Genomic DNA, 26,994 nt, shown 5'->3' with positions numbered 1-26,994 from the left:
TTGCATAAATAGTTTTGTTTTTGGTCTTTATTAAGGCCATTTTTTACTACATTTAAGTCAGTCAGACATTGAGGACACTTTTCCATGATATATTGCTTTGAGAAAAATTAGCCGTTTTTTATCAAATATAGTGGAAAATCCTCAATGTCAGTCTTTTATCCCATCATATATTTGTACCACCACCATAAAAGGTTGTACCACACCAACCAAAATCCCTTTCTTTCAACGTTTCAATTAGCCTTGCAAAATTCTTGCGTGACGTTTGCATTGGAATATAGGTAGCTTGTGTTGAAGAAACCGCTACATCAACTGAAGAAGCTTTCCCTTCTTCGTTAGCAATAGGAACACTTAAGATCAGTCTACCTACTGTATCATGTTTATGTGTAGATACTGGAAAAACAGATCCTACATAAGCTTGTGTTATACATCTTCCTTTTGTATCTACTAAAGGCGTCTGAGTTTGTATAATCGCAGCAAGCTGATCTTGTGCAGCTTCTTGCCATTTCTGGATAAAAGCATCATCTGTATAAGCTAACCCACTGCTTGGAACCCAAGCTATAAAATCCGGCATGATAATAAGCGACCATATTTTATCCTTAGTTTGTGCTATTCTATAAATAGGTGTGCCTATGAAAACTGCTGAAGCCTGTAAGCGGTCAAAGGGATATCCATATCCTGGTATGATACTACGAAGGCAAATGTCTTGTGAAGGCAATATTCTAACAGCAAGATTTTGTATCGTAATAGCTCTGTGGACTGCATGGAAGATTGGTTTTTTAAGTTCGTGTAGGGGGATATTTGCCCTTATATCTTTTATCCATGTGCTCGTATAAGGTCTAAAATTCATTCCATACCACTTATCTTCTCCAGATTGATCATGGTTGCTGAATCTTAATAGTGCATTTTCTTGGCAAGATCCAATATCTTCTTGAAATATGCTTTCAACGTAATCTTTATCCCAAGGAGACGAACTACCATAAAGACGTTGCCATAACTTTTCCAGGTAACGTTTCTGTATTGCTGCATCCATCATAGGCTGGTCATATCCTTGCTGATTAGGATCAATCCAATGACTTGTTACTTGACTATAGCCTTCTATTGGGAAATGCCGAAATGGAGAGGAAAAAGAAATTGGCGTTTGCATAAAATCTTTGTTTTAGTGACTACTGTTGATAATATTAAGGAATATTCACTAGTATTCGATATGGATTTTTAATAAAAAAAGGTTTAGATTAATCAAGGATTACATAAAAAATATATTTTTATTTCATAATGTGTATTTTATCATACATTCTGCACCAAAAATGGAATTTGTTAATTTTTTTATATACGAAAAAATAAAAAAAAATCTAAAAATTTTTGTGCAAAATGTTAGCATTAAAACATTTTTTGCTACATTTGCATGTGTAAGGAATTGAGGCGACTGTTTCATAATATATTTCTTTAAGAAAAATCAAACCTTTTTTATTAGAAAATAGGAAAGAATCAATCACGTTTCTTTATCCTTAGTATTTATCTTTAATAGAATTATAATATTTAAGATTATATGCTTTTTTAGCATGGGGAATAATTAGATGCAAGTTTATGTTAAAATTAAAATTATTTATGAGAAATAATAAAAATATAGCTACACACATGGTAAGCGCTTTAGCTTTAGGATCAATTTTAAATATATGTGCTTGTAGTGGTAATTCAGGTAATACAGAAAATAATAGTACCTCAGGAAGTGGCAATAACATAGCACAGTCTAGTGGTAATACAAAAAATAATAGTACCTCAGGAAATAGTAATAACATAGCACAGTCTAAAGGAAATTTTTTGTTTTTTCTGGGTCATGAATCTGAGAATACACTTAATTTGTCTGGAAATGAAAAGTCATTTACTATTAAAACTCCTTGTACTTCAGAACAGGAAAGTGAATACCTTAAATATAGATTAGCTATCCGCAAAACAGTAGGAACTTGTACAATACGTAGCGGTTTCATATCAGCTGGTGAAGGTATTACCGAAGATTTAATTTTCAAGGTCAATGGAAAAACTGTTTTAAATCAAATTAAAGAAGGGAAAACATATGAGATAGAACCTTTAAGCTCAGAAGTGGAATATATCATTTCTATTACAGACAAAGAAGATAAAACTATAGGTGAACCCCTTAAAGTAATTTGGAAATAGTAAGAGTACTTTAATCGTTTCAATACGATTAAAGTACTAAATCGCCCGGGAACAGCTTTAGGCGATTTAAAAGGCTCATTGTATGAGGAAATAAACATTTTTTTCTCCTCGATCATTTTTGTAAATTGCTTGCCTATTTTGTGACAACAATTACTAAAAGTTTTTCTAAAAAAAGACCAATTATCAGTACAAAATCCCTCCATTACAACATTTAATTCTAATTCAGCTAGTTTTGTCGAATAGCATAAAAATTACATTGAGTCTTTCGTGCGCCACGATAGGCTCTAACAAGGGGGTGGTAGCCAACGCAAGGAGGCTGTCGCTCTACTCACTATAAAAATTCCATTTTTTAGTGCAGAATGTGCGTTTTACAGATATTTTCCATTATTTTTTCCACCTTCTATGAGACCAAAGCCATAATTCAGGGTTATTTAGAATATCTTCTTCCAGTTTTCTAGTATATAGCTCTGCAATTTCTTCGGTAGAGAAGCTATTTGGGTCTTCCACAAGAAGTACAGGAGTAGCTTGGTATACTCCCCTTGCTATTTTATGTATGCTAACATAAAAAATAGGTTGGTTGTATTTTTTTGCTAATTTTGCTGCAGTTAGCATGATAGCTGTAGGCTGAGATAAAAAGGTAGTCCAGTGGTTGTTTTTTTTATACTCTGGAGCTTGGTCTATTAACATAGCTATGGCCTGAGGGGTTTCTTTGTCCATAGCAAAATGCCTGATTAGAGAAGTATTTTTAATGACCTTTCGTTTGAACCGTGTTCTCAGGTTTATTACTAATCTATCTATCGATTTATTTTTTAATTCTTGATAAACAGAATATATAATATATGATGTTTGTAATGCAAGTGCGTTGGCTATCCATTCCCAATTTCCAAAGTGTCCAGAAACAAGTATAATGGATTTTCCTTGTTTGTAAAATGATTCCATGCTCTCTGTATGTTGAACAGAAACATGCTGAAGTAACGCATTAGGTGAGATGGTTAAAGCTTTGATGTGCTCAAAGAGTAGATCACATAAATGACTATAAAAATCCTTTGCTATTTGGATTCGTTCTGGAATAGTCTTTGTTGTAAAAGTATTACTTAGATTTTGCTCGACTATTTTCTTTCTATAAGCTACTATATGGTATAAAATCATAAAGCAGATGTCTGAAAAAAAATATAATACCCTCATTGGTAATAAAGAGAGTAGGTAAAATACAATCCATGAAAAATGCATGTTCGTAACCTAGTCGTGGTTTAAATTATATGATACTATAAGTCAAAATTATATTGCAAGAGGCTTCAGTTAACCTAGGCAACTACCTCATTTATAATATTCACCTCTGACACTAAAACTATATTAAACATATTGGCTACTTTATCTTTGATAAGATTTGCTAAATTGACAATTTCTTTACCAGTAGCTTCTCCATAGTTAACCAGTATAAGGGCATGTGACTTATGAACGCCTACATTACCTTTCCGATAACCTTTAAATCCAGCCTCTTCTATAAGCCAAGCAGCTGAAATTTTTTTAATAAGCTCGTTATCCGTTCTAAACGAAACTATTTTTGGATATTTTTTCTTGAGTAGATTATATTGTTCTATAGAAATTAATGGATTTTTAAAAAAACTACCCGCATTACCTAAAACAGCAGGATCAGGTAATTTCCTTTTTCTAATCATAATAATTGCATCACTGATCGATTTAAATGAGGGCTTATCTACCCCCATTGTTTCCAATGTTTCTAGGATATCCATATACTCTAGGGAAAACCTCTTCTCCCTGTGTAACTTTACAACAATTCCTGTGATCAAATACTGATTATAAAATTTTGTTTTAAAAGCACTGGTTCTATAACCAAATTCACAATCATATGGAGAAAAAAACCTTTTTTTTCCAGTAGCTAATTCAATGGCTTCAACTGTATAAATGATATCTTTCAGTTCTACACCATAAGCTCCTATATTTTGTAATGGTGCTCCTCCTACTGTTCCTGGAATCAGTGACAAATTTTCTATACCACCATAACCCCTATTTACACAAAATAGAACCAAATCATGCCAATTTACACCTGCAGCTGCCTTTACCAGTATACCATGTATTGTTTCTTTTAATACTTCAATACCTGTTAATTTTACCTGAATAATATAACCAGGAAAATTCCCGGTAAATAATGTATTTGTTCCTCCACCTAAAATATAGAAATGTGTTTTAGGCAAATCCAAGACTTTACACAAATGCGCTATTTCTCCAAATGTATTCAATGAAATATAATGGCTTGCTAAGGATGCTACACCTAAACTATTAAGTTTTTGTAAAGAATAGTCTTTAATAATATGCATGAAAATGTTCTCTACAATAAGAATTTTTAATCTTTTCTTAACAAAAGAAGTAAATGAAGCTCACATTTTTTACTATAAAGAGCTTAATAGTAAAATTATATTTTCGTATATTGCACCAACAAACAGAGTCCTTTGTTATAGTGTACTACACTATATGTTAGTTGATTAAGCCATTAACGAAATTAATGATTAATTTAATCAAATAAGAAGAAATAAGGCAGCTAAATGTTTTCTGTAAATTTATTACGTTATAGTAAACATGAAATTGTAGCAACTTAAATTAAATCATTTGATTTTCAGTGTTTTGGTATATTTTATTGCGTTGCAAAAAAACCAAAGGGAATACTGAATCATTGATGGTTGTTCACTGGCAGGTAAAAAATGGACTCGTCTGTATAACTTTCGTTTACAAATTGTTTATTAAAGTTGAAGTTGTATTTTTTTAATCTTTAAACAAACCACGGCAAGGTAGCTTTGAAATAGGAATCTGCTTCAAATTTTAGCTGCTTTTACGTAAAATGTAAAAATCAATATCTCACCCTATGAGTGAAACAGAAAAAGTTTTTAACTGGGATCAATATAATAATTCCGGAAACCAATTAGCCGGTACGTACACAGATCAAGAGAGGCAAGAACTGGAAGAAATATATAGAGCCACATTACAAGATATTAACCGATATGAAATCGTAGAAGGCTCTGTAATTAGTGTAACCCCAAGAGATGTCATCGTTAGTATTGGCTATAAATCTGATGGTTTAATTTCTGCTTCCGAATTTAGGGATCTCCCTGATTTAAAAGCAGGTGATGCAATAGAAGTATATATTGAGGACACAGAAGATACTAAAGGGCAACTAGTTCTATCTCGTAAAAAGGCTAAGCTAGTAAGGGGATGGGAAAAAATACAACATGCTTTAGAACATGGAGAGGTCTTAGAAGGTCTTGTTAGACGTAGAACGAAAGGTGGTTTAATTGTAGAGGTTTGTGATATTGAAACGTTCCTACCTGGTTCACAAATTGATATTAAACCTGTTTTAGACTTTGACATTTTCGTAGATAAAATGATTGACGTTGCCGTTATCAAAATAAATCATGCAAATGATAACGTAGTTGTCTCTCATAAAGCATTAATTGAGAAAAAACTTGAAGGACAAAGACTTGAGATTATGAATAGCCTTGAAAAAGGTCAAATTCTAGAAGGCTATGTCAAAAATATGACGAAATTCGGTGCTTTTATTAGTTTAGGAGGGGATATAGATGGATTGCTACATATCACAGATATTTCTTGGAGTAGAGTTAGCCATCCAGAAGATATATTTACTATTGGCCAAAAGGTTCGTGTAGTTGTCATTGGACTCAATGAAGACAAAAAACGGATTTCTTTAGGTATGAAGCAACTGGAAACACATCCATGGGATACACTACCAGAATCATTCCAAGTAGGATCTACTGTTAAAGGTAAGGTGACAAATATTGCTGACTATGGCATTTTCTTAGAAATTATGCCTGGTATTGAGGGCCTTGTACATATTTCTGAAATTTCATGGTCACAATACGCATATGACCTAAGTGAGCGGTATAAAACAGGAGATGAAGTAGAAGCTTCTGTACTGTTATTAGACCGTGATAATCACAAAATATCTCTCGGCATTAAGCAGCTAACTGGAGATCCATGGGAGCGTGACACCTTCTTATCCACCTATGCTATAGGTACTAAGCATGAAGGAATCATTCGAAATTTAACCCATTTTGGCGCATTTATAGAGCTAGAACCAGGTGTTGAAGGATTGCTGCATGTTTCTGGGCTTTCATGGACAAAAAGAATTGCCCATCCGTCTGATGTTCTAAAACTGGGTGAGAGGTTAGAAACAATAGTATTAGAAATTGAACGAGAAAATAGACGCCTTTCTTTAGGACTAAAACAACTAGAAGAAAATCCATGGGACATTTGTGAGGAAGTTTTCCAAGTAGGAACAACTCATAAAGGAACTGTTATCAAAAAGGTTCCAGGTCGTGGTGCTTTTGTCGAGCTAGCTCATGGAATGGAAGCTCAAATTCCACAGCAGCATTTTATAAAAGCAGATGGTACAGAACCAGTAATTGGAGAAGAATTAGAGCTTCAAATCATGAAAGTCGCTAAGGCAGATAAAAAAATAATTGTATCTCATCAAGCCAGTTTTAACCCAGAGATAGATACTAATAAAGGAAAAGAAAGTATAACGGGAGATGTAAAAACAGAACGCACACAGGTTACCACTAGAGGGACAACTAAAACTGTAAAAAAATCTACATTTGCGTCTGGTGCTAACAATGTACCAAAGCCAGTTTCTGGAGGATTTGAAGCTTTTGCTGATTTAAAAGAAAAAATAGAAATACAGCAAAAAACGAAGGAAGAAGAAACTGATTAAATAGTTCTTGTAGGTCACGTGGCCGAGCGGCTAGGCAGAGGTCTGCAAAACCTCGTACGGTGGTTCGAATCCACTCGTGACCTCTAAAAAACCATTAAGATACATATTAAATTCTGCTTTAATGTGAATTCTTGGTTTTATATTTGCCTGGGTGGCGGAATTGGTAGACGCGTTGGTCTCAAAAACCAATGATAGTGATATCGTGCCGGTTCGATCCCGGCTCCAGGTACTTATTTTATATAGCACAATTCATTTAACCTGTATTGTTTCTTTGTATCTATATAGCCATCTCTAATATAATAGGGATATTGTTTATTTGTTCATTATAATCCCTATGAGCCTGCCACCATGCCTCACATAACATCACGCGCAAATTAATTCTTTGTGTTCTTGATACACTCAAAAATCAACTTAAGTATTAGCAAATATCACCATGCCATCCTTATAATCAATTAAAATAGACCTATCTTTAGTAATATGCTCAGATAATAACTCCTTAGACAACTCATTAAGTATAGTGCGTTGTAGCAATCGTTTAAGTGGCCTTGCCCCAAATTGCAAACTATATCCCTCCTCGGCTAAATGATCTACAAGCGTATCATTTATAGTTATATTAATATGATTTGTTTGTAAATCTTCCGTAAGTTTTCGTATCTGAATACAAACAATTTCTTTAATCACTTTCTTGGAAAGAGGATTAAACATAACAATTTCATCTACCCGATTTAAAAACTCTGGACTCATTTTACTCTGTAGCACTTGCAGAACGTCTTGCTTTGTTTTTTCGAGTAGAGCATCCGTAGGAATCTCTGCAACATGAGCAAACCTGCTTTGAATAAGATGTGCACCAGCATTACTCGTCATGATAATAATCGTATTCTTAAAACTTGCTGTTCTACCTTTATTGTCTGTTAGTCTACCATCATCTAACACTTGCAACAAGATATTAAATACATCTGAATGGGCTTTTTCTATTTCATCTAATAATACAACTGAATAAGGTTTTCTACGAACAGCCTCTGTTAGTTGTCCACCTTCCTCGTACCCCACATAGCCAGGAGGTGCACCGACAAGTCTACTAACAGCGTGTTTTTCCTGATATTCAGACATGTCTATTCGAATCAAAGCATGTTCATCATTAAATAGAAATTGAGCCAATACTTTGGCTAACTCTGTTTTACCAACTCCAGTAGTACCTAAAAAAATAAAAGAACCAATAGGTTTACGGGGGTCTTGTAATTCAGCACGACTTCTGCGAACAGCATCCGCAATGGCTTTAATAGCTTCTTCTTGTCCTGCTACACGTTGGGAAAGGAAATCTTCTAAATGCAATAGTTTTTCTCGTTCGTTTTGGAGCATTTTAGAAACAGGTATACCTGTCCAGCTGGCTACAATTGTAGCAATATCTTCTTCGTTAACTTCTTCTTTAAATAAAGGACTAGAATCTCGAAGATTTTCTACTTGTAATTGCAGTTCTTTGAGTTTTTTTTCTGCTTCTGAAAGCCTTCCATATCGGATTTCTGCAACTTTACCATAATCAAAATTACGTTCAGCTTGCTCAGCATCTAGACGTAATTGTTCAATATATTTCTTTTGTATACCTATTCCCTGAACAATGGATCTATCATGCTCCCATTTTGCCTTTAATGCATTCTTTTTTTCATTAAGATCAGCAAGCATTTTAGATAGCTCTGCAAGTTTTGTTTCATCTTTATCTCTACGAATAGCTTCCCTTTCAATCTCTAGCTGAGTAATTTTACGTTGTAATTGATCTAAATCAACGGGAATGGCATCCAGCACAATTCTTTGTTTAGCAGCAGCCTCATCCATTAAGTCAATTGCCTTATCAGGCAAAAAACGTTCTGGGAGATAACGACTAGAAAGCTGAACCGCTGCAATAACTGCACTGTCTTTAATACGTACGCCGTGATGGAGCTCATACTTTTCTTTGATACCACGCAAAATAGAAATGGCATCCTCTTGGGTTGGTTCATCAATAGTTACAACCTGGAATCTCCTCTCCAATGCCTTATCTTTTTCTATATATCTCTGATACTCCTTTAGCGTAGTAGCTCCAATAGCATGTAATTCTCCACGCGCCAGAGCCGGTTTAAGTAGATTGGCAGCATCCATAGCCCCTTCTCCAGAAGCACCTGCACCGATTAGGGTATGTATTTCATCAATAAATAGAATAAACTCACCATTAGAGTCTATTACTTCTTTGATCACTGCCTTGAGTCGTTCTTCGAATTCTCCTTTATACTTAGCACCAGCAATAAGAAGCCCTAAATCTAATGCAAAAACGGTTTTAGATTTAATACTTTCTGGAACATCCCCGGCTACAATTCTTTGGGCTAATCCTTCTACTATTGCTGTTTTGCCTACACCAGGCTCCCCAATAAGTAAAGGGTTATTTTTAGTTCTGCGTGAAATAATTTGCAAGGTTCTACGAGATTCTTCATCACGACCAATAACAGGATCTACTTTTCCCTCTTTTACTAATTTATTCAAGTTTTTAGCATAACGTTCTAGAGATCTATAGGTAGACTCCGCACTAGCATCAGATACTTTGTGGCTTCCTCGTAATTTTTGAAGCGTTTGTAACAAAGGTTGCTCTTTGATGCCATATTTCTGCATCAACTCTGCTGCCTTATCTTTTCCTATACAAAGACCTAAGAGCAAATGATCTACAGCAATAAAATCATCACCTAATTTTTTTTGAAAGCGTTCTGCTTCATACAATGTGGTATGTATACCAGAAGAAAAATAGGGCTGTTGTCCAGATGCTTTGGGATAGGTTTGAATAAGTTTTTCTAAATCCTGCTCTAAACGTGTTAAAGGAATTTGCAGTTGCTCGATAATAAATGAAACATGTGTCTCATTATTGTCTAATATAGCTTTGAGCAAGTGACCATTTTCAATGGAAAGCTGTTGACTTTCTTGTGCAACTTGTATGGCTTGTTGAATAGCTTCTTGTGCCTTAATAGTATATTTTCCAAAATCCATAGCAATAGCATTTATTATTAAATGTGTTACGTTTTAACCGGACAAATCTAATATTTTTTAATAAAAAAGGAAATACTTTAACCATTTATCTAAATGAATAATGATTATTTAGTAAATAAATCAATGGTATATGGAACCCCTAAATGTTTATAAGAGGCTTCTGTTGCAACCCTTCCACGTGGCGTACGTTTGATATAGCCCTCTTGAATAAGGAATGGCTCATATACTTCCTCTATGGTTTCTGCTTCTTCGGAACAAGCTGTTGCAATCGTTGTAAGACCTACAGGACCTCCTTTAAATTTTTCTATAATAGTTGTAAGAATACGTTTGTCCATTTCATCAAGGCCATGCTCATCTACATTTAAAGCGGTTAAGCTCAGTGTAACAATATCTTTGGTAATGGTTCCGTCTCCTTTAACTTGAGCAAAATCTCTTGTTCGTTTAAGCAAGTTATTTGCAATACGAGGTGTACCCCTACTACGTCTTGCAATCTCATAAGCAGCTGCGTCGTCAATTGGCGTATCAAATATGGTACTGGCTCTTTGTACTATTTTAGTCAGTAATGCTGCATTGTAATAATCTAATCGAGCATTAATGCCAAAACGAGCACGCAATGGTGCAGTAAGTAATCCTGAACGTGTAGTAGCACCAATCAATGTAAAAGGATTCAGTGCCAATTGTATACTACGTGCATTAGGTCCAGCATCTAGCATAATATCTATTTTAAAATCTTCCATAGCTGTATAAAGATATTCCTCTACGATAGGATTTAGACGGTGTATTTCATCTATAAAAAGTATGTTATAAGGCTCTAAGCTGGTTAACAGACCTGCTAAATCACCAGGTTTATCCAATACAGGTCCAGAGGTAACTTTAATATTTGTATGTAATTCATGAGCAATGATATAAGCTAATGTGGTTTTTCCTAGACCAGGAGGACCATGCAACAATACATGATCGAGGGCTTCTTTTCTTTTTTGAGCAGCTGCTACAAATATCTTGATATTATCCACCAATTTTTCCTGCCCACAAAAATCCATAAACTTCACTGGACGCAATGCCTTATCAAACTGCTCTTCTGGACTTTTTAGTTCACTAAATGAACTATTTGGATGATTCTTTCCCATGTTTTTATTCTTGCTGAGACTAGAGAATGTTTAAAGTCAAAATTTGATTTGACACCAGACCATTTAAGATACAACTCATAGACATGATTTTCTAAATTTACTGCAATATTCCATAAACATTACACTTTTTTTACAGTAATAACATATAATTTTAACTATTACCAAATTTTTTATGCAATGCTTTGTAATGTCTATAATTTTTTCTTAGAATAAGTATGTTAAATAAACATTATTATGGCTAGATATATAAAAAAATGGAAAAGGCATATAATTCCTTTATTTGGAAGTATAATAGTTATATATTCACTTTTTTTTGTTTCTACTCGTACACCGTTAACACATACTACCACATATGTAAATGATATAGAAAATAGTTGTGTTATAGAACGATTAGAACAACAGCTTTTTGCTGCTAAAAACGAAGAGCAAATCATTAGTCTGTTAATGCAACACATGTTGTTTAGCCGAGAGTTTTTGAACATACAGTATACAGATCAAGGCGCCTATCAAGAGATCTCCAAAGCACTATTTTCAATGTGTAAGGATCCAATAGCATTAGAAATATATGAAGAAAGTAAACAGCAGTTTGATGATCTTTCTCATATTAAGAATGATTTATTATTAGCTTTTTCCAAATTAATAAGATACTATCCAAATATAAAAGTCCCCCCAATATATACAATAATAACTGGAATGCAACAAGATCTCTATGTAAGTAAAAATTTAATTGTCATTGGCCTTGACTGTTTCTTGGGTAAGAATCCAAAATTTTCACTTCATAACATACCTAAATATAGTGCAGATACATATAATACTGATTCTATAGTGTGCAAAATTATGTTGCTTTATATACAGCAGTTTAATGCTGTAAATAAGAATGACAAAACACTTTTAGCAGAAATGCTCTACTATGGGAAAAATTTTTTTCTTATTAAGGACATACTTCCGGATCTACCAGAACATGTCATATTGGGTTACACGTCCGATCAATTAAAAGATTTAAATAGATATAAAACCGTTGTATGGGAGCACTTTATTGAAAATGAACTATTTTTCAATACGAATCACGTAATAAAAAAACAGTATATATATCCTAGGCCATTTACAGGAGAAATTAGTTCAAACTGTCCAGGTAGTATTGGTAAGTGGTTGGGTTGGGAAATTGTAAAAGAATATATGAAACGAAATAAAAAAATAGAAACTATAAATGGCTTAATGTCCTGCACAGATAACCAAAAATTATTTCATAATTCTAGTTATAGGCCTAAGGATGAGTAATAAATGATAACACTATCTTTGAATTCTTAACTTTTTTCAAAAAATGATACCCATTTTTGATGGACTAGAAAAAAATATCTAAAATTGCAAAGGAAGTAGCTTAGTGTTGACGGTGTTAACGGATAGTTTCTATATTTGTAATGACTAAAAATTTTTAGCATGATCTGTCTTATAGGGATGATATGCTCCGATAGCACATCCATTCATGTAGTCTTCTTAAGATATTACAGCCTACATAGCTCTCATAAGACACATCGAGCAATAACGATTCATTAATAGAAAAAATGTTTATTCAAAAAAATAAAAAAAATTGCATATTATTACTGTGTCTTATGCTATCTTTATTTTCGTGTAAAACGAATAAGTATAACATGTATCAAGATGTAGAACAAAAAAGAGCTGGAACACATTTAGAACCAGCCTCTATAAAAAGAACACATTTGAGTCGTTTGCCTATTGGAGATACAGATATAGCCAGTGTTATACATTCTGGTTACTATGCAGATAAAACAAAACTTGTTGGTAAACTTTTATTAGAAGGGAAACCTTCCTTTCTTGTTCGCCCCCGCAGATTTGGTAAATCACTGTTTGTAAATACCATAGCTGCAATTGCCGAAGGAGCAATAAATAAAGAACTATTTAAAGACTGTTTTATCTCTAATGGGGAGTTTGAAGATGAAAATGGCAATATAATACAATATGCCTAGAAAAAATATCCGGTAATTAGATTGGATTTTTCTAAACTAAATAATAAAACATCTGAAAGATTAGAAAAGGATATTAAAAAGACCATGTATCGCACTGCTAAATTTTATGGCATTGATTCAAAACATGCCCATTTCGAAAAATATCTTGTTAATAAAGCACAAGAAAATGGAATAAAGAAAAATTTGAATGTGCAAGCAGAATTATCTGAAAAGATAACTAAAGAAATATACAAAACACAACCAAGGGATAGTAAGCAGGGCTAAAGATGCTCAAAGTAGTATAATATAGATCGTATTACCCTATTCCAAGAGGGGCCCTATGAGGTATTCTATTCGTATGGTTCTGTGAACTCATGGATAACTCAATAAAAATTAGTTAATTAGTAGAAATTATAAAAATGGTTTTAAGAAAATGATAAAAAAAAATAATATGCTAGAGGTGTCTGCTAAAAGTACGAAAGATCAAATCTTGGCAGCTTATCATGAAGTTCTAACAAAACTGACTGAAAAACAGGTTGAGAGTCCGCAAGAACATAAAAAACAAGAAGAGAAACAACAAATAGTAAACAAAGCAATTAATAATTCATCTGATGATATATTAACTGACTTAAGTACTTTGAAATCAAATACTATTAAGAAAATTGATGGTTTATCAGAACAATTGCTTGACGAATTTCAAAAACTAGCCAATTTGCGTGAGGCTATTATTTTGGAACAAAAACATTTGCAGGAATTGTATCAAATTAATGAAACAGCAAACACTTTATCAGCTTTATTGCAAGCTCAAACGGAACAAAAAGAGCGTTTTGAACTAGAAATTCAGCAGGAAAAACAAAGTTTTCAACAAGAAATGGCTAGTGAGAAAGCGCATTGGCAACAACAACGTACAATGCTTGAGCAAGATTATAAGGAACAAAAGGATATGCTTGTAAAAACTAGAAAACGTGAAGAAGAAGAATACAGCTATGCTTTGGAATTAAAGCGTCGTAAGGAAACCGATGAATATAACGACAAAAGAGCTTTTATGGAAAAGGAATTATCTGATTTAAAAGATAGTTTACTAAAACGAGAAGCTGATTTGGTAGCGCAAGAGCAAGAATACGCCTCTTTGAAAGCGCAAGTAGAAGAAATACCAAATAAAATAAAGGAGACTGTGGAAAAAGCCGAGGCATTGTTACGTACACAACTCGTACAACAACATGAGTTTGATAGCCAATTGAAGCAAAAAGAATATGATGGAATATTAAAACTAAACGAGCAGAGTATCAATTATCTTGAAGACAAAATCAAGAAACAAGAAACATACATAAAAGAGCTTACTGAAAAAGCGGATAACGCAACGCAACAGGTACAATCAATTGCTTGCCGTGCTTTAGATACTTCAGGCCAACGTTTTGTGGCTTTTGGAACAAGTAAGACGGAAGAAAAAAGTTAATATTTATGACACAACAAATAATATATAATAGGGGAGGAGGCTTGTGAAGAGATTATGTAAATGTATAAATATACATAATGCTCCTTGGGACCAGATACTACATTTCTTCCTCAGCTCTAGGATGGGTTTTTTTAAATATTTCTTTCAATTTGGTTAAAGAATTATGGGTATATACTTGTGTAGCAGACAAGTTTGCATGACCCAAAAGTTCTTTAATAGCTTGTAGATCAGCTCCGTTATCCAATAAGTGTGTAGCAAAAGTATGACGCAATATATGAGGGCTATGTTTACTAGCGCGCGTGGTTGGTGCTAAGTATTTTTTCACTATGCGATATATAAACATAGGATAACAAGGTTTCCCACAGTCTGTTACTACTAGCATTTTAGTCGTATACCCTAATTGCTCTTTTTGCAGTAAATAGGATGCTATGATTTCACTCAGGGGCCTTTTTGGAAAAGGGATAATACGTTCTTTATTATGTTTGCCTATGACTTTAAGTATGCTTTCTGAAAGATTCACATTTAGAGTACGGAGTGTTAAAAGCTCGGCCAAACGCATACCTGTGCCATATAGTAGCTCTAAAACCAATCTATCCCGCAAGCCAGCAAAGGTACTTTCAAAGGTATGTTGTTCCAAAAAATCGAGTAGTTCTCTTTTTTGAAAAAAAATAGGCAACCTTTTAGGGGTCTTTAAGCTTCTAAGTTGAGCAGTAGGATTGGTAGTTATCCAGGCTTTTTTCTGTAAAAAAGCATAAAAAGTACGTATAGCAACTAATTTTCTATTAATAGAATGGGCACTAAGCTGTTGCTTCACCAAAGACATCACCCAACTGCGCAATTCTTGAGCGGTCGTTTCCTGAAACGATTTGGGAATGACTAGACTAGCCAAAAACGATCTAAGTTGCTCAAGATCTAATTTATATGCTAAAATAGTATGGGCACTGGCTCTCTTTTCTGCAGTTAAATATGCTTCAAAGAATGCTAAAGACGATTGGTCATCCATGTAGGCTGGCTAAAATAAAACCGTATAGATTTGCCTTAAAATAATCACCTTGAGATATCCCCCCTATAAGGTCATAATCCTAACGTGTCTTAGCAAGGATAGCTTTTTTTGTAAGCCCATTCTGATACCAGAGCCTTATCTTTTTAAGCGGTCTGGTATACATAACAGCTTTATACCTCACGCATTTGCATCTTGCTTCTGTAAATGGCTCTTGCACGCTCTGCTTTGCGTCTCATTGTCGGCTTAACATAATGCATACGTGCTCTTGCCTGTTTAAGTACACGAACACGCTCTATTTTTTTCTTAAATCTTTTAAGGGCTCTATCAAGACCTTCCTGTTCTTTTACTTCTACAAAAATCATTAACCTTTTGGATTTGTGAACTTACTATATTTCTTCTATAAAAAGGTATTTACATACCCTTTGCTTCACCCTATTTATAACAAATTTCGCCTAGATCTAAAACTAGGGCAAATACAATCCTAAATTTACTAAAAAAACATGATTTATTACTAATTATGGATATATATTTGGCTCTTTATGGTCACTAACTATAGTGCCTATGTGTTCACCTTTTATTATACGCAATAACGCATTAGGGATTGCTGCATCAAAGACAATTAAAGGAAGCTTATATGTTTGACATAGTACAAAAGCCATCCGATCTAGCACCGCTAGTTTTTTGTCTATAGCATCTTGAAAGGTTAAGTGATCAAACTTTACGGCATAGGGATCTATATTAGGATCTGCACTATAGATACCATCGACATTGGTCATTTTTAGCATAACTTCTGCTCCTAGCTCTATTGCACGCAAGCTTGCAGCTGTATCTGTTGTAAAATAGGGTAATCCCAAACCACCTGTTAATACCACTACATGTCCATGTTCTAGTGCTTTTATAGCCTCTTGCTGCTTGTATACATCACACATGGCACAAGCGATACTGGACATATGCATAGTAGGAACGCCATTATTTTCTAAGTAACTGCGTAATGCAATCCCATTCATAATGGTGGCTAACATGCCAATATGATCACTTTCTGTGCGATTTAGCTGAAGTACATCTTTATTTCCTCTGTGGATATTACCACCACCTATTACTATGGTTATACCTATTCCTAGTTTATGTGCCTTTATGATTTCTTCTGCATAATGTTGAAGCTGTGCGTGGTCAATATTTTTTTTTGATTTATTACTCTTTAGCAGTTCTCCACTCAGTTTTAGTAATACGCGTTTGTACTGCATATGGGTTGTTTTGGAAATAGTCACAAAAATCTGTTATAGGACATGCATTACATTTTGGCTTTCTTGCTATACAAATATATCTCCCATGGAGCAAAATCCATTGGTTTGCGCTTTGTATATACTTAATAGGAAGATGGGCCATCAGTTCTTTCTCTACCATGAGTGGTGTGGTGGCTGATTGTGGAGCTAATCCAATGCGTTTTGCTACCCTAAAAACATGTGTATCTACGGCTAAAGTAGGCTTATTATACAAAATGGATGCAATCACGTGTGCTGTTTTACGTCCTACTCCAGGTAGGGTTTGTAAAGCTTCTACAGAAGAGGGAATGGTCTCATTAAATGTGGTTACAAGACGCTTAGCAGTTTCTATTAAAAAATTAGTTTTATTTCTAGGATAGGAGATACTTTTGATACAGTCAAATACTGCATCAAAGGAAGCTTTGGACAAAAGAGATGCTGTAGGGAATAGGGAAAATAGTGCTGGTGTACATAGATTTACCCTTTTATCGGTACACTGTGCACTCAATATAACAGCTACCAACAATTGAAAAGGTGTATTGTAAACAAGCTCTGTCTTACGTTGAGCTGGCTCTTTGCGTAAATGTTTAATAAAAGCTTGATAACGTTTTGTTGTATTTGTAAACATGCAGTTATGCTAAATATCCATCAAAATACAAATACATGGGTTTTATATACCAATGCTTAATATAACAAATAAATATATGTGATATACATACACTACCATATTACAAATGAGATTTACAGTATAGATTGAACTTATCTAGATTTTTTTGCGCATTTTTCTTCAACGTGGACGTTTTGATGGATGCTTCTATTTGCTTAAGAATCAATGAACTAGGTAAAATAAAAGTTGGCTATGCCAAACAGCTCAATACCAGCTGATCGGCATAGCCAACAATTTTAAAACCTTATTACAGGAATATATATTATTGCCCTAATTTTCTAATAACTTAGCAAAATTGTAACCGAGTGAAAGGTGGCAAGATGTTACGAAAGGACGATTATCTTCTTCATCGGAATCGTAAAGGTTATAAGGGAGTAAACCCTTAAGCTCTAGCAACAATCCATTAGGAAATTCAAAACTATGTCCACCGATAAAGCCAAATCTACGTCTTATATCATTGTTAATCTTAGGAATTTTACCAGGATCTGCAGAAGTTGCTTTATCTCCAAAACAAACGACAGGACATATACCGAAGAACAATCTAGCAAGAAAATAGTCATCTTTAAAATGATGGACGAATAAAAGAAGTCCAATACACTCCAAAAGTAAGTGGGAAGGCAATAGTATCTGTTCTAATTGTATCTGTACCTGTATCTGTATCAGAAATATTCGGAGCAACAGCAGAATTAGGTTTGGAACTCCTACTAAAGGAACCAATAAATCTATTATACAATATTTCTGTACCAACTCCTATATGGTCATTAAAAAAAGCGTACTCTGCATATATACCTGCACCAAACCAAGGGTTAAAATAGTTAGTTGAAACATCAATACCGCTCTTTTTGACGTCTTCAATCTCTTTAGTCATTTTAGCTGATTCTTTCATAAAAGAAATGGATCCAGATGCTTTTATACCAGCACCCCAATGATCTTCTGCTATAGCTTCTTGTGATGAGAACAGAACGGAAGCAGCTAGTAACCCAATACTTTTTATTTTTAAAATACTCATTTTATTATGTTTATAACGTTATATGTTTTATATACATTACGATGTAATGGTTGAATCTTCTACTTATTGTGTTTACCTATATCCTGAGAATTGAGAATCATGTAGGCAATACATTACAATTTTACAAAAAATATCCAATTAAACAAAGAAATAACTAGTTGTTTCGGAGTATATCAAGAATACAAAGGAGTAATCTGGTAGAATATCGGTTTATAAAAAATCCGATATATGAATACTTTAAAACCGACTAATTAAAATGTGGAATATATCGTTTCATATTCTCCATAGCAAAATCTCTGGCCAAGTATAGCGAACCACAAATTAATATAGTTTTAACATTTTCGACAGATTTTTTTAGTATGTGATTGAATATTGCGTCGCTGATCGATACACACTCAATGGCATTGATTCCTATATTGTTTGCTCCTGATCTAACTAAACTCATATCGGTTGCTTTATGTTCAATTTTTATATCAATAGAACATAATAGCCTGATATATGGTTTTAAATGGCTCAAAAATTCTTCTATATTTTTATTGCCAGTAATCCCAAAAATTATATAAACACCTTCATTAAAGTGGTCTTTTATCCACTCAGCTAATATTCTAGCACCTTCATTATTATGTGCACCATCTAAAAATAACTTCCACCCTTTTGGTAGCAAAGCAATTAAATTACCCTCTTCTATAAGTTCTAGTCGTGCAGGCCAATAAGTCTGTTGTAGTCCTAAAGTGATATCCTCTTTTTCGATCTTAAATCCATATTTTTTACTCAAAATATTACATGCTGCAATGGCATTTCCTGCATTAATTATTTGATGATCACCCCTTAAAGATGGTAAAGGAAATTCCGTGGATTGCATAACGGATTGAAACACCATTTTATGGTTCTTTCTTTCGCAATTCCATTCGATTTCTCCTCTATATAAAGGTGCTTTATTGTTGATTGCGTTGTGTTCTAGTACATTCATTATAGCTTTTTTTTGTGGTGCTATGATACAGGGAACATTAGGTTTCATTATTCCAGCCTTTTCATATGCTATACTTTCTACAGTAGGGCCAAGGTACTCCATATGATCAAGTGCAATGGAAGTAATTATGGTTAAGATTGGATGCTCTATAACATTTGTTGTATCTAATCTTCCACCTATACCTACTTCAACCAGAGTGACATCAGCTTTATGGCGGGAAAAAGCTAAAAAGGATGCCATCGTTGCAGCTTCAAACAAAGTAATCGGCTGATCTGCAATTACAGTGCGACATTCTTCCAATAAGTTGTATAGTGCATGATCATCGATATAGCTACCTGCAATAACTATTCGCTCATTAAAATTGATTAAATGTGGAGAAGTATATGTATGCACTGTATATCCTGCTGTTTGCATTATATATCTTATAAATGATAGTGTTGATCCTTTGCCATTGGTTCCAGCTATATGAATAATAGGTGGTATTCTTTTTTCAGGATGACCTAATTTACTTAAATAACCTTTGATGCGATCGATAGAAAATGTTGACTTGCTATTAACTAATTTAGGCCAATGAGGCATGTGTACCATAAATCTTGATTAGGCCTGTTTTGTAATTGATATTGAACCAAAACATTTTATGATATTTTAGGACTGATTACTTAAGTTATTTTCTTTAACAATTTTATCCATATCAAATATTACTCAATAGTAAGAAAAAAAATTTGATATACCTGGGGAGTTACCTGTCATCATATATTTTAGTTATTACCAAGTTGTATATTGCATACAGATATCCATGTTTCTGATGAATTTGTGTTTTTAATCTCTACAGTCAATCGATACATACCCGACTGATTAATACTTGTAGATATGGTTATGGATTTATTAAATATTCCTCCCTTCTTATATTTATCTAGGCCAAAACGGTTGAGGGCAGTAGAATTTTTCCCATTTGGTTGCTTCACGATTTTAATTGTTTGTATTTGAAACTTTTCTAGGGTATTATCTAAATCATACGTAATCACAGTATTTTGACCGTTTGTACATAGAAATGTATAGATAGGAATTGTATCAGGTTCTGGCAAGGATTTTGTAAAAAGAGGGAAATCCCGTGTTGGATCGGATAGGTTTGCATCTTCTGTTGCGTTAGCTTTTGACTTTTTACCTTTTTTTTTCTCTTTTGACACCCTATCTGGTTTTTTATTACTATCACTATTAGTACATTTCTGTTGTTCTGAGGAAGGGAGATTGGTTTCTTCTGGTTTTGTGGAAATGGTAATGGTACAACTAATATATTGCTCTGTAGCTCGACTACCACACCCTATTTTGCCGACCTTTATTGTTAATCTGTAGGCACCTGGTCTTAAGGTATTCACTGGATTTATGGAAAATGTTAAACCAGTAGATGGTATGGATTGATTCTTTAGCGCACTTAATTGAAAGTTATGCACATCATATTTGCCATTTATTGTAATAGATTTAACTACATATCCCTCTATTGGCCCTTGAACTTCTAAAATCATCTCTTCTGTATTACCAGTTTGTATAGTAATGTCTTTGAGGGAAAAAATTGGCTTGGAAGGTTTTTCTTTATACTCTTCTTCAGATGCCTTGCTGCTGCTTGTAGATTTCCCACGTTCGGAATTCACTTTTTCAGGTCCATTAGCCTGGACACTTGTTGTGCTAGAACTTGCTGCAGGGCTTTTGCATGATTTTATAGCTAGGACAATAGATAAAAAGAGCATAAAAAGGCGGAATTTCATTTTTACATAATGTTAAAAGCATAAACAGAAAATCACTGTATTACATTAGAAACGTATATGCAAAATGTTATTTTTAGCATAACGTCTATCTACTTAATATGCAACACAGGCCTAATAAGGCTTAAACTTAAAAATGGGGAAATAATACACCAAAGATAAGATGCGCCTTTGATAGGACTTATTGATAAAATTTCAATCAACTTTCAAAGTTAATAAACTGAAAAAATAAAAGCAAATGCTATGGATGAAAATAATTTATGGCTAGGAGTTTCCCCTTTTTGCCTAACTTTTTCAGTCCATTATAATTATGTGTTACCCAAAAGATTATTTATAATAGATTTGGTTAGCATATCTTCAACAGAACGCATTGGAATCGTTTTTTTTAGTTCTTGTTGTATAGATGTGACCTGTTTAGCTATACCACAAGGTATAATCTGACTGAAGGGCATTAGATCATTACATACATTTAACGCAAGTCCATGCATGGTTACCCACCTACTTACTCTAATGCCAATCGCACAAATTTTTCTCTCGGCACATTGTTTGTTCTTATCTTCGTTTAACCATACTCCTGTAAATCCAGGAAGCTGCGTAGAAACAATATTAAAATTACGTAACGTTTCTATAACAGATGATTCAAGTAGCCGAAGGTAACGATGTATGTCCTTAAAAAAAAACTCCAGATCAATAATAGGGTAAATTACCAATTGGCCAGGTCCATGGTAGGTAATATCTCCACCTCTATTGACATTATATAACGCAATACCTTGTGCTTGTAGCACAGCATTGTCTACAAGCAAGTGATCTATAGAACTACTTCTTCCAAGTGTATATACAGGAAAATGTTCGCAACAGAGCAAATAGTTAGGAGTTGGTTCTTGCTCATCTTGAGGCAAAGTGCTATTTTTTTTCTTTCTATCAACAATTGTCTGATAGTGTGCTTCTTGAATGGCAAGTGCTTCTTTATACGCTATTAACCCTAAATTTTTGACCTCTATTATTGTATTTTCTACCATGTAGTAAAGATGCGCCTAATATATGAAATAGTCGGTTCTGGAGTATGTCCTAAGAGGACATTACAAAATATATGTTTATAAAGGTCTAATTTACTCTAAACCGCTAGCAATAATAATACCTTTAGTTTAGTAAAATCAATCCGTTTTTGATTTAAAAGTAATCTCAGAAATTTTTGCTTTAATTTCCCTTTCTATTTTTGCAAATAGTTCTGGGTTATTGTTCAGTACCTCCTTACTAGCTTCTCTTCCTTGAGCTAATTTATTGTCTTCATACGAAAACCAAGAGCCAGCTTTCTTAATAACACCCAATTCTACTCCGATATCGATAAGTTCTCCAACTTTAGAAATACCTTCTCCATAAACAATATCAAACTCAACTACTCTAAAAGGAGGTGCTACTTTATTTTTTACAATCTTAACCCTAGTACGTTTGCCTAAGATTGTACCGTCGCTTTCTTTTAAAGCTGTTATACTACGAATATCTAGACGAACAGAGGCATAAAACTTTAGTGCATTTCCACCAGTGGTAGTTTCTGGATTGCCAAACATTACCCCAATTTTTTCCCTTAATTGATTAATAAAAATGCAAGAACAACCTGTTTTATTAATAGTCCCTGTAAGTTTCCTTAATGCTTGTGACATTAAACGGGCTTGTAACCCCATTTTGCTGTCACCCATATCTCCTTCGATTTCACTACGGGGTACCAATGCTGCAACAGAGTCGATTACTATAATATCTATACCACCAGAACGAATGAGATGTTCTGCTATTTCTAGTGCTTGTTCTCCATCATCTGGCTGGGAGATTAACAAATTTTCAGTATCTATACCTAAACGTTCTGCATAGCTTCTATCAAAAGCATGTTCTGCATCAATAAAGGCAGCCAGTCCTCCTTTTTTTTGTGCTTCTGCTATACAGTGCAGAGATAGCGTTGTCTTACCAGAAGATTCTGGACCATAAATTTCAACAATTCTGCCACGTGGTATACCACCTATGCCCAATGCCAAATCTAACCCTAAGGAGCCTGTGGAAATGATAGGAATGTCCACTATGGGATTATCACTTAATCTCATTACTGTTCCACGTCCATATGTCTTTTCTAATTTGTCAATGGTAATTTGCAGCGCTTTTAATTTTTCTGTATTATCGGTCATATAGTTTTAGGGGCTAGAAAAATATTTTTTTCATTTTTTAGTTAGCCTAGTTATACAAGTTAGTCCAAGATTGCCCATGATTCACTGCCAGATTTTAAAGTCAAAGCAAAATAAAATCAGCGTATATCAAACATACTACATTTATTTGATAATATGATACATGGGACACCTATTGAACATGCCATCTTTACCAATTATGAGATTTTTTAATTAATTTACAATTTTAAAACTTTAATTATCTATTAACTGTCGAAGTTGAAAACATATTTTTTAAGAAGAAAAGAAAAATTCTTACTATTCGTTCTATATCTATTATCATTCACTGGTTGCATGGTAATAGAGGTACATGCAAATGAATCCTTGTCTATTAAAGAGGTCATAGTAGGTGTCCGTTCTACTCAAAAAAAGGAACTAAAAAAATATTCTATTTATCAACCACATAGCACTTTTTTATTTATACCAATAAAAAAATGGTTATACCAGCTTGGGGAAAAACATTTTTATCCCGAAAAAATACAAGCAAAAATTATTAGAATTAATCGTGTATATCAAAGTAAAATAGATCAAGCTATTAACGAGAAGGATAAAATTAAACTTATTGCTCAGAGAGATAGACTTATTAAGTCAAAAGAAAGAGCACTTGCACATGGAAATCGCTTTATGCGTATGGGAGAAAAGCCAATGGCCTACAATCGAATTTATGTGCAACAGAATGAAAAAATATTTCTAGACTATCTTCATTCCAAAGGATATCTAGATGCTATCATTACTACGCAAACTGATTTTAAAAAAAACAGTGTATGTGTGACCTATCGTATACAGCAAGGGCATGCGTATAAAATTTCATCTATAGAACTAGATATCAAAGACCCATCTATAAAAGAAATATTATTGAAGCATGTGAAAGAAAGTTTTATTAAAAAAAATAATCCATATCAATATCAAGATTTTATAAATGAACAAGAGAGAATTATAACTTTGTTATCCAATAATGGATATTTTGAATTTAATGAAGCATATTGTCATTTTACAGCAGAAGTTTCTCAAAATGATCATACGATAGCCATTACTACTGTTATAGAAAAACCTGATAATCAATTAACTCATAATAAGATTAAAGTAGGACGTGTTATTGTAGATTTAACTCCCAAAAATAAAACCAAAGGACAGACTACTTTACTCACGAAGGAATGCCAAGGGATTGTATTTCTAATTGAATCAGCTAAACACTTACTTAAAGATTTAGTCCATAAAATAGCTATTCGACCTGGAGACTTTTATGATAAAAGTAAGATTCTAGAAACATCTGAGCGACTCCATCGCCTTGGTATATTTGAGTCTATTACTATTTTCCCTAAAAAAGAAGCAAATCATTTGGTTATATATATATATTTGAAGCCTTATGAACGTGTTATCGTACAGACCGAAATAGGGGGGGAGTGTATTAATCTAAATCTTAAACGATTACGTCCAACTATTAAAATTATACCTACCATAAGGCAGTTATTTGGAGGCCTTGGTATTGTACAAATAGAAACAAATGTTTCATTAAGCGAACAATTAACAGGAAAAAAACAGGCTTTTTACAAACACCTTTCTTGTGGATTACGCCTTAAATACACCACTCCACATTTTTTATTGCCTTTGCCAGAAAGAGCAAAGGTGGCATTAGAGGATTTTAGCCCAAATACAGCAGTGCATATTGGGTTTAATTATATTCATAATCCAATTTACACTAGAAAAAAAACAGATAGCGAACTGATCTATGACTGGCGTCATAGAGATAAAAATATTTCATACCAGTTTTCACCCTGTAAGATCTCATATATACATCCAAAGGTGATAGATAAAAATGCTCAATATAAATTAGAAAACAATATTTTAATACCTTCTTTTTTAACAAGCATAGGATTCGCATCTACCATTAAGGACACTACTGCTAACGAATATTTAGATGTTTTAAATAGGTATAAATGGATTTTTTCCATTGGGGTGGAACATGGAGGATTATATGAAAAGATTTTTTCTTTAAAAAAGATCTTCCCAAGAAAATTTCAATTTTATCAATATATTAAGCTTGACTTAGATCATAGACGTTCTTTTAATCTTACGGAAGATACTATGGTAGTTTGTCAAACCAAATTAGGGGTAAACATAGTCTATGGAGAAAATGACATAGTTCATCCAGATAAACAATATCAAGCTGGAGGGTATAGTGGCGTTAGGGCTTGGGATACACATAAAATAGGTCCTGGTTATTGCCAATCTAAGAAAAATAAAATAAGAGAAGGTAATGGTGATTTGCTGTTATTGGGGAATATAGAGCTTCGTCAAAAACTAATAGGCTTTTTAGAAGGAGCTCTTTTTGTAGATATAGGAAATACTTGGAGTTTATCAAGAAATGCACCAATGGAAGCAAAGTTCAATTTTAATAATTTTTATAAAGCTTTTGCTATAGGGGGTGGTTTTGGGTTAAGATTGAATTTTTATAATACCTTTGTACTTTGTGGGGATGTAGCCATTAAGTTACGTAGTCCTTCTGGTTTGATTTCGCAATCAAAACTTGTTAACTTTAACCTTACTATTGGTTACCCTTTTTAAGGAAAAAAATGAAAGTTTTGTTTGTGTATATGATTTTTTTTTATTAATTAGTTAGTGGGATATGCAATGGGTGCACGTATGAAACCAAATACAATAGATCTTAAATTAGATATCGCTGAAGTCAATATAATCATTAAAGCATTATCTGAAAGGCCATTTCGAGAAGTTTATGAACTCATAGGCAAAATTCATGCTCAATCTAGCAATCAGCTTAAATCGGAGGAATTCAAAGATGTTTTATAAACATATTCTGTATATCAGTTATAAAATTCTTTTGTTATATACAATATCTTTTCTTTATGAATCTGGATCAACTGTGGGCCACTATAGCCGATTATAGTCAATTGCTTTTATGCAATGATAAAAAATTGCTATGGGAAATAACTTTAGTTGTCTTATCTATTTTTGCGCATATTTTAGATGCACGTCAAAATATTTGGAGTAGGATATTGACCTATCCTATTCTTTTTATGAATATCAAGGTCTATTTTGTTAGAAGGCTCTATGGAAAAGTAATTTATACGATTATATCTACAGCGTTTAATGTATATGCCCATATAAAATGGAGAGGCAAACCCCATCAACAACCATTATATGTAACGCGCACATCCAATCATATGCTTTTATATGCCATAGGCACGGGTATACTTGGTGCACTTGGATTTATATTTATCATTATGATGGTTACAGATTCGAATAAATTTTCTTTTGCTATTTGTGGAGATGCTTTTAATCTATCTTTTGGCCTTGTAGAAAAGTGGTTTATGTCACATAAAAAGTTAGAAAGATGGCTTATAGCTTTATTGCGTTATGCAGCTTTTTCCATAGCATGCTACCATACTGGTGCCAGTATACTTAGTATCCAACATTTGGTTCTCGTATTCATAGGTATTTATGGTCAAATAAAATGGCATAGATCTTATAAGATCCATAAGGTATAGTATGGATATAATGAAATATTTTTATTGATTTATAATTATTTTTTAATATACTCTTCCAGTTTAAAAGGATTTCGTTCTTATTTTTTGTCTTCAAAAAGTAAAACGCGCGCTGCTGGGTAATTCGACATAGAAAAGTAA

25 protein-coding genes and 2 tRNA genes are annotated in these 26,994 nt (G+C 33.6%); 11 read left to right on the top strand and 16 right to left on the bottom strand.

Annotation, left to right across the window (positions count from 1 at the left end; all coding sequences use genetic code 11):
• Both CCPUN_RS04940 and CCPUN_RS04400 read right to left on the bottom strand, forming a co-directional pair.
• A partial coding sequence (locus CCPUN_RS04940; RefSeq protein ID WP_420888380.1) for a transposase-like zinc-binding domain-containing protein occupies positions 1-86 on the bottom strand: 86 nt, incomplete at its 3' end.
• Positions 87-163: 77 nt separating this feature from the next.
• On the bottom strand, positions 164-1,144 hold the full coding sequence (locus tag CCPUN_RS04400; RefSeq protein WP_133282359.1) for an SH3 domain-containing protein: 981 nt from the start codon (positions 1,142-1,144) through the stop codon (positions 164-166).
• Between the two features lie 461 nt (positions 1,145-1,605).
• On the opposite strand from CCPUN_RS04400, the gene CCPUN_RS04395 reads away from it, so the two are divergent.
• Entirely contained in the window at positions 1,606-2,172 is a 567-nt protein-coding gene (locus CCPUN_RS04395) for a hypothetical protein (RefSeq protein WP_133282358.1), read from the top strand.
• 384 nt (positions 2,173-2,556) lie between these two features.
• On the opposite strand, the gene CCPUN_RS04390 is transcribed toward CCPUN_RS04395, so the two are convergent.
• Together CCPUN_RS04390 and murB are read right to left on the bottom strand one after the other, a co-directional pair.
• Entirely contained in the window at positions 2,557-3,402 is an 846-nt protein-coding gene (locus CCPUN_RS04390; protein WP_133282357.1) for a lysophospholipid acyltransferase family protein, read from the bottom strand.
• Positions 3,403-3,476: 74 nt separating this feature from the next.
• A complete protein-coding gene (murB, locus tag CCPUN_RS04385; protein WP_133282356.1) occupies positions 3,477-4,511 on the bottom strand; it encodes a UDP-N-acetylmuramate dehydrogenase in 1,035 nt (344 codons plus the stop codon).
• A 542-nt stretch (positions 4,512-5,053) separates the two neighbouring features.
• Here murB and rpsA point away from each other — a divergent pair.
• The 3 genes from rpsA to CCPUN_RS04370 all read left to right on the top strand — a co-directional run bounded on the left by rpsA (position 5,054) and on the right by CCPUN_RS04370 (position 7,145).
• Positions 5,054-6,916, top strand: a complete 1,863-nt coding sequence (rpsA, locus tag CCPUN_RS04380; protein ID WP_133282355.1) for a 30S ribosomal protein S1 — start codon at positions 5,054-5,056, stop codon at positions 6,914-6,916.
• Positions 6,917-6,928: 12 nt separating this feature from the next.
• Positions 6,929-6,999 (top strand) — tRNA-Cys (locus CCPUN_RS04375).
• 62 nt (positions 7,000-7,061) lie between these two features.
• Positions 7,062-7,145, top strand: a tRNA-Leu gene (locus CCPUN_RS04370).
• A 182-nt stretch (positions 7,146-7,327) separates the two neighbouring features.
• Here the strand turns inward: CCPUN_RS04370 and CCPUN_RS04365 are convergent.
• Positions 7,328-9,922, bottom strand: a complete 2,595-nt coding sequence (locus CCPUN_RS04365; protein ID WP_133282354.1) for an ATP-dependent Clp protease ATP-binding subunit — start codon at positions 9,920-9,922, stop codon at positions 7,328-7,330.
• A 104-nt stretch (positions 9,923-10,026) separates the two neighbouring features.
• The gene (gene ruvB, locus CCPUN_RS04360; RefSeq protein WP_133282353.1) at positions 10,027-11,049 is read right to left on the bottom strand and encodes a Holliday junction branch migration DNA helicase RuvB; all 1,023 of its coding nucleotides are present in this window, start codon (positions 11,047-11,049) and stop codon (positions 10,027-10,029) included.
• Between the two features lie 234 nt (positions 11,050-11,283).
• Between ruvB and gldB the strand changes: the two genes are divergently transcribed.
• The 4 genes from gldB to CCPUN_RS04340 all read left to right on the top strand — a co-directional run bounded on the left by gldB (position 11,284) and on the right by CCPUN_RS04340 (position 14,469).
• Positions 11,284-12,327, top strand: a complete 1,044-nt coding sequence (gene gldB, locus CCPUN_RS04355) for a gliding motility lipoprotein GldB (RefSeq protein ID WP_133282352.1) — start codon at positions 11,284-11,286, stop codon at positions 12,325-12,327.
• A gap of 371 nt (positions 12,328-12,698) precedes the next feature.
• The gene (locus CCPUN_RS04350) at positions 12,699-13,034 is read left to right on the top strand and encodes an AAA family ATPase (protein WP_133282351.1); all 336 of its coding nucleotides are present in this window, start codon (positions 12,699-12,701) and stop codon (positions 13,032-13,034) included.
• A 21-nt stretch (positions 13,035-13,055) separates the two neighbouring features.
• Positions 13,056-13,298: a hypothetical protein gene (locus tag CCPUN_RS04345; protein ID WP_133282350.1), complete on the top strand. Its 243-nt coding sequence runs from the start codon at positions 13,056-13,058 to the stop codon at positions 13,296-13,298.
• A gap of 148 nt (positions 13,299-13,446) precedes the next feature.
• Complete coding sequence (locus CCPUN_RS04340) at positions 13,447-14,469, top strand: coiled-coil domain-containing protein (protein WP_133282349.1); 1,023 nt, start codon at positions 13,447-13,449, stop codon at positions 14,467-14,469.
• Between the two features lie 97 nt (positions 14,470-14,566).
• On the opposite strand, the gene CCPUN_RS04335 is transcribed toward CCPUN_RS04340, so the two are convergent.
• From CCPUN_RS04335 to recA, 10 genes are all read right to left on the bottom strand, one after another.
• On the bottom strand, positions 14,567-15,472 hold the full coding sequence (locus CCPUN_RS04335) for a tyrosine-type recombinase/integrase (RefSeq protein ID WP_133282348.1): 906 nt from the start codon (positions 15,470-15,472) through the stop codon (positions 14,567-14,569).
• A 170-nt stretch (positions 15,473-15,642) separates the two neighbouring features.
• Positions 15,643-15,834 (bottom strand): 30S ribosomal protein S21, encoded by a 192-nt coding sequence (gene rpsU, locus CCPUN_RS04330; RefSeq protein ID WP_133282347.1) that lies wholly within the window; start codon positions 15,832-15,834, stop codon positions 15,643-15,645.
• A 153-nt stretch (positions 15,835-15,987) separates the two neighbouring features.
• Complete coding sequence (pyrH, locus tag CCPUN_RS04325; RefSeq protein ID WP_204594667.1) at positions 15,988-16,740, bottom strand: UMP kinase; 753 nt, start codon at positions 16,738-16,740, stop codon at positions 15,988-15,990.
• Positions 16,664-17,362, bottom strand: a complete 699-nt coding sequence (gene nth / locus CCPUN_RS04320) for an endonuclease III (protein WP_133282346.1) — start codon at positions 17,360-17,362, stop codon at positions 16,664-16,666. Before nth ends, pyrH begins: the two co-directional genes overlap by 77 nt.
• Before the next feature lie 309 nt (positions 17,363-17,671).
• Complete coding sequence (locus CCPUN_RS04315; protein WP_133282345.1) at positions 17,672-17,941, bottom strand: hypothetical protein; 270 nt, start codon at positions 17,939-17,941, stop codon at positions 17,672-17,674.
• Between the two features lie 22 nt (positions 17,942-17,963).
• Positions 17,964-18,410: a fimbrial protein gene (locus tag CCPUN_RS04310; RefSeq protein WP_133282344.1), complete on the bottom strand. Its 447-nt coding sequence runs from the start codon at positions 18,408-18,410 to the stop codon at positions 17,964-17,966.
• Positions 18,411-18,657: 247 nt separating this feature from the next.
• Positions 18,658-19,968, bottom strand: coding sequence for a bifunctional folylpolyglutamate synthase/dihydrofolate synthase (locus tag CCPUN_RS04305; RefSeq protein ID WP_133282343.1), 1,311 nt, complete (start codon positions 19,966-19,968; stop codon positions 18,658-18,660).
• A 170-nt stretch (positions 19,969-20,138) separates the two neighbouring features.
• Positions 20,139-21,143 carry a hypothetical protein gene (locus tag CCPUN_RS04300; RefSeq protein WP_133282342.1) on the bottom strand — a complete coding sequence of 335 codons (1,005 nt, stop codon included), beginning with the start codon at positions 21,141-21,143 and terminating at the stop codon, positions 20,139-20,141.
• Positions 21,144-21,448: 305 nt separating this feature from the next.
• The gene (lipB, locus tag CCPUN_RS04295) at positions 21,449-22,159 is read right to left on the bottom strand and encodes a lipoyl(octanoyl) transferase LipB (RefSeq protein WP_133282341.1); all 711 of its coding nucleotides are present in this window, start codon (positions 22,157-22,159) and stop codon (positions 21,449-21,451) included.
• A 135-nt stretch (positions 22,160-22,294) separates the two neighbouring features.
• Positions 22,295-23,314, bottom strand: coding sequence for a recombinase RecA (gene recA, locus CCPUN_RS04290; RefSeq protein WP_133282340.1), 1,020 nt, complete (start codon positions 23,312-23,314; stop codon positions 22,295-22,297).
• A gap of 330 nt (positions 23,315-23,644) precedes the next feature.
• On the opposite strand from recA, the gene CCPUN_RS04285 reads away from it, so the two are divergent.
• The 3 genes from CCPUN_RS04285 to CCPUN_RS04280 all read left to right on the top strand — a co-directional run bounded on the left by CCPUN_RS04285 (position 23,645) and on the right by CCPUN_RS04280 (position 26,856).
• Positions 23,645-25,915 carry a BamA/TamA family outer membrane protein gene (locus tag CCPUN_RS04285; protein WP_133282339.1) on the top strand — a complete coding sequence of 757 codons (2,271 nt, stop codon included), beginning with the start codon at positions 23,645-23,647 and terminating at the stop codon, positions 25,913-25,915.
• Positions 25,916-25,993: 78 nt separating this feature from the next.
• Positions 25,994-26,158: a hypothetical protein gene (locus CCPUN_RS04765; protein ID WP_165941961.1), complete on the top strand. Its 165-nt coding sequence runs from the start codon at positions 25,994-25,996 to the stop codon at positions 26,156-26,158.
• 56 nt (positions 26,159-26,214) lie between these two features.
• Positions 26,215-26,856, top strand: coding sequence for a nicotinamide mononucleotide transporter family protein (locus CCPUN_RS04280; RefSeq protein WP_133282338.1), 642 nt, complete (start codon positions 26,215-26,217; stop codon positions 26,854-26,856).
• Positions 26,857-26,994: the final 138 nt, after the last annotated feature.

Source organism: Cardinium endosymbiont of Culicoides punctatus, assembly GCF_004354815.1.
Classification (GTDB): Bacteria; Bacteroidota; Bacteroidia; order Cytophagales; family Amoebophilaceae; genus Cardinium.
The sequence above is the reverse complement of the archived record's forward strand: the minus strand, read 5'-3'. Positions and strand labels throughout refer to the sequence as shown.